We start from the raw sequence: 3,449 nt of genomic DNA, 5'->3' as shown, positions 1-3,449 counted from the left end.
CTGCATAATACCGGAAAATGCAGGTGTTTTTAACCGCAATTTGATCTGCACCCCAAAACCTGGACACCCAATTTGAGGTGCAGATGATGTCCTATTCTTATCAATTTTGTTTAAAAATTATCAAACTCGTCACAGAACAGGATTATGGTATCCGTGAGGTGGCTAAACTTCATAAAATTTCTCACTCTCTCGTTATTTATTGGCTAAAACCGTTGATAAGCTCGATCCTGAGGCAATCATCACCAAGCTTTTAACGCTAAATTATCTTTCGGAACCGGAAAAGTTATATTACATTCAACAACGTCTTGATGTGCTAGAGCAACAAAAGCAAATCAATAATTACTTTAAGGAAGTGGATTAATGCCAAGTTTACAACAATCCCACAAACAATTTAAACAACATCACATATCAGAGTCAACAGGCTCAGGTACTGACAGCTGTAAAAATATTGTGCGTCTTCACCATAAAGATACCTTAGGTCATCCTTTGCCCTCAGGCATAGAGGTGAGACTTTATGATTCCACCGGAAAAGTTTTTATGGGAATAACCGATTCCGGTGGAATGAGTATTCATGGAAGAGGTATAAACGGTTCGGCAGAAATTCGCTGTGGTGAGGTATTTTGGTTTTTGTGCCGTAAGCAACAAAGAGAAACGCAGATAAAATCAGATATTCAGCGAGAACTCGCTGAAGTAAATGAAAACTTTGTAGCGGATAAAAGTGATGGCTATGTGTTGATTAAAGCGGAAGAAGATGGAACCGTAGTAAAGCATGACAATCCCCAATTTCAAGCAAGCCACCCGTTAAAAATCGGCGCCTATTGGCAGAAAGGTAGTCCGATTTGTAATATTAATGCCACTTATTTACCGCCGACCATATTGCTTAACCTAAGATTTTTACAAAATCAAACAGCGGAAGATAGGTATCGACAAATTGAAAAAATCAAACATCAAATTCATCTGGATGGTAATGTCGCAACGCTTTTTATTCATGGCTATAACGTGCCCTTAGGGCATACGGGACGTTATCCCCTTTATGAAGAAGCCGTAAATACAAGCTTTGTTTCCAAAAATACCCCTCGTCCGCCAAATATAAATATCAGTAGTGATGAATTACAGCATCCTTGGCTGCATTACGGACGTGATGATTTACTCAACATTATTCAGGGAAAAGGCGAAAAATTAAATGAAAAAACCTATAAAAATATGATAAATGGTTTAATGGCGAAGAAGCCCTAAGTTGGTTTCCTCATGTCGAGTATTATTTAAATCTAGCCGCCTCAGGAAAAGATAAGCTAGATAAATTTGATAATTGGGAAAAATATAGTCGAATCATTGGCGTAACCTGGTCCGGCAGTGTGAAAGCCTCCCTTGAATTTTTCCGTGCGGAACTGTATGCCAATGAGGCTGGTCGGGAGTTAGCCAAAGTCTTAAAACAACTGCTGGATAATAAGATAAAAATTAATATTTTAACTCACTCTCTTGGTGCCAGAGTGGCATTAAGTGCGCTCAATATTTTAGGCGATTTTGACGGAAAATATGATGAGCAAATCGATAATCTGATTATGTGGGAGCCGGTGGTGGCCGATAATGCGTTTACCAACCATTACACCAAACAATTCAATCCAACAGCGATGGAAATCTTTCCCTACGCCCATAAAGCGGCAAAACAAATCACGGTATTATATTCAACCGAAGACGGCGTGGTAGCCGGTGACACCCTTTGGGGAGATAGGGAAAAGTCGGGATTATTCGGAGGCGCTTATCCGAAAAAATATTCAAGATTATCCAGCGTGCTGACGGGCGGAACAACCCCACTTGGGGATTACTATATTAATGCCAATCAAGCCAAACTCACCATCAGAATGTTTGATAACAGCGCCACATTCGGTTTCAACAAACCGACAACAAAACCCACTGATGCCTATCAGCAAGGCTTTACAAGAGAAATTTCCGATGAATATATCCGCATTGAAAAGTTGAAGGAGGCATATGGTTGTCGGGATGTCAGCGATAGCCGTCAACGGGAATATATCTGTGACAATATTCAACGAAACAAATTAAATGAAACACGTATCCGACAAGCCATTGAGGCGGAAGCGGAAAAGCTCTCTGCCCATGGCGGAATTTCCGATGAGATTTACTATTTACGCCCTTGGAGTTGTTTTAGACGATTTAAGAAAGATGACCCGATTCAAAAGGCGGTGTTAGAGCATATTATTGAGATTTTATCCTATACTATTGTGCATGATTGGCAACAAATTAATATGGATATTCGCCTGCCATTGGGGGCGAGGGGGGATTTGTATTCGGTGCAGGGAAAAAACACGAAAAGGGAACTAAGTAAGCAAGATAAAGAATTGTATTTTGATAAATTTATTAGTGAAATGAGAAGAGTTAAAAAAGTAGAATTTATACCTCAAGTTATAGATGACCCTAAAGATAAAAATAAAAAAATGCCCTATTTTATTACTCATTCAGCTATGCGTGAATGGGAGTATGAATGGGAGGGTATGTCAGATAGAAATAAAGTCTTTCCATTAATTTACTCTGAAAGTTATAAAAAATATATCATTAATAAAATCAAAAAGAATTCAAAATTTGGACGTTATTAGGAGGGATATATGAAATTACCTAATTTACTCATTTTAATTATTCTATCTTTCTTTGCTGTCGGATGTAATTCAATGTCAGGTGTCGTATCACTGGGTGTTTCTAGTGATGGTAAATATGCCATTAGTGCACATGGAAAAGATGAACTAGTGTTATGGGATTTAACCAAGAAAGAAAAAAAACTTTTAGCTAAAAATGCCAATCCATACAGTGCTTATTTTATTCCCGATAGCTATGAATTTATGTGGCAGGATGGCAATAATGTTGTCCATATCCAAAATGTAGAAGGCAAAGAAATTTTACAATTCCCACATTTTAAAACAGAGGGACAAATTATATCGGCGGATAAGTTATTTTATTTATCTGCCGATGAATGGGGAAAATTCTATAAAGGATATGGTAAAGATTTAGTGCCAATTTATACCGATGCCCCAATCGGTCCTAGCCAGACTTACACCTTTTCCCTTGTCGGTGATAAATTCTTGTCGGTCGGAGATGGATGGGAAGGACGTAACGGTGAAACTGCTGAGACCAAATTAACCGCTAATCCGGTCAATCCTGATAAATATAAAAAAGACAGTTATCAAGGGGTGACGTTATGGGACAAAAAGACCTTAAAACCTCTTGCAAGATTATACGGTAATTCAAACCGAACATCCGGAAGAATCAGCCCTGATGGGAAGTGGGTTATTGCAGTGAGTGAAAATGCAAGACGTTATATGTGGTCAGTATTAAATCCACATCAACGGTGAAAAATAGCGCTTTTCTTGCCCAACGTGAAATTCCGCCACATCCGTTACCCATTTTTGATTGAGTGCCGTTGCGGTAAAATCACGATT

General features: G+C 38.6%; 3 protein-coding genes and 2 pseudogenes. All 5 read left to right on the top strand.

Features of this window, described 5'->3' with window-relative positions; translation table 11 throughout:
* Positions 1-86: 86 nt before the first annotated feature.
* Positions 87-209, top strand: a pseudogene (locus BKK50_RS12925) (transposase); the annotation flags it as partial.
* Complete coding sequence (locus tag BKK50_RS12615) at positions 200-361, top strand: hypothetical protein (protein WP_167366645.1); 162 nt, start codon at positions 200-202, stop codon at positions 359-361. The pseudogene BKK50_RS12925 and the gene BKK50_RS12615, both read left to right, overlap by 10 nt.
* Positions 361-1,236, top strand: a complete 876-nt coding sequence (locus BKK50_RS12920) for a hypothetical protein (protein ID WP_244149446.1) — start codon at positions 361-363, stop codon at positions 1,234-1,236. The genes BKK50_RS12615 and BKK50_RS12920 overlap by 1 nt, the downstream gene beginning before the upstream one ends.
* A gap of 65 nt (positions 1,237-1,301) precedes the next feature.
* Positions 1,302-1,829 (top strand): annotated as a pseudogene (locus tag BKK50_RS13250) (alpha/beta hydrolase); the annotation flags it as partial.
* Positions 1,830-2,621: 792 nt separating this feature from the next.
* Positions 2,622-3,362: a WD40 repeat domain-containing protein gene (locus tag BKK50_RS09970; protein ID WP_244149444.1), complete on the top strand. Its 741-nt coding sequence runs from the start codon at positions 2,622-2,624 to the stop codon at positions 3,360-3,362.
* Positions 3,363-3,449 lie beyond the last annotated feature (87 nt).

The organism is Rodentibacter rarus, from assembly GCF_001998965.1.
Classification (GTDB): Bacteria; Pseudomonadota; Gammaproteobacteria; order Enterobacterales; family Pasteurellaceae; genus Rodentibacter; species Rodentibacter rarus.
This window is presented reverse-complemented; position numbering and strand designations above follow the sequence as displayed.

Bases quoted from the DNA above. Each gene is read 5' to 3' on its own strand.
- BKK50_RS09970 (WP_244149444.1), top strand. From the start codon at position 2,622: ATGAAATTACCTAATTTACTCATTTTAATTATTCTATCTTTCTTTGCT.
- BKK50_RS12920 (WP_244149446.1), top strand. From the start codon at position 361: ATGCCAAGTTTACAACAATCCCACAAACAATTTAAACAACATCACATA.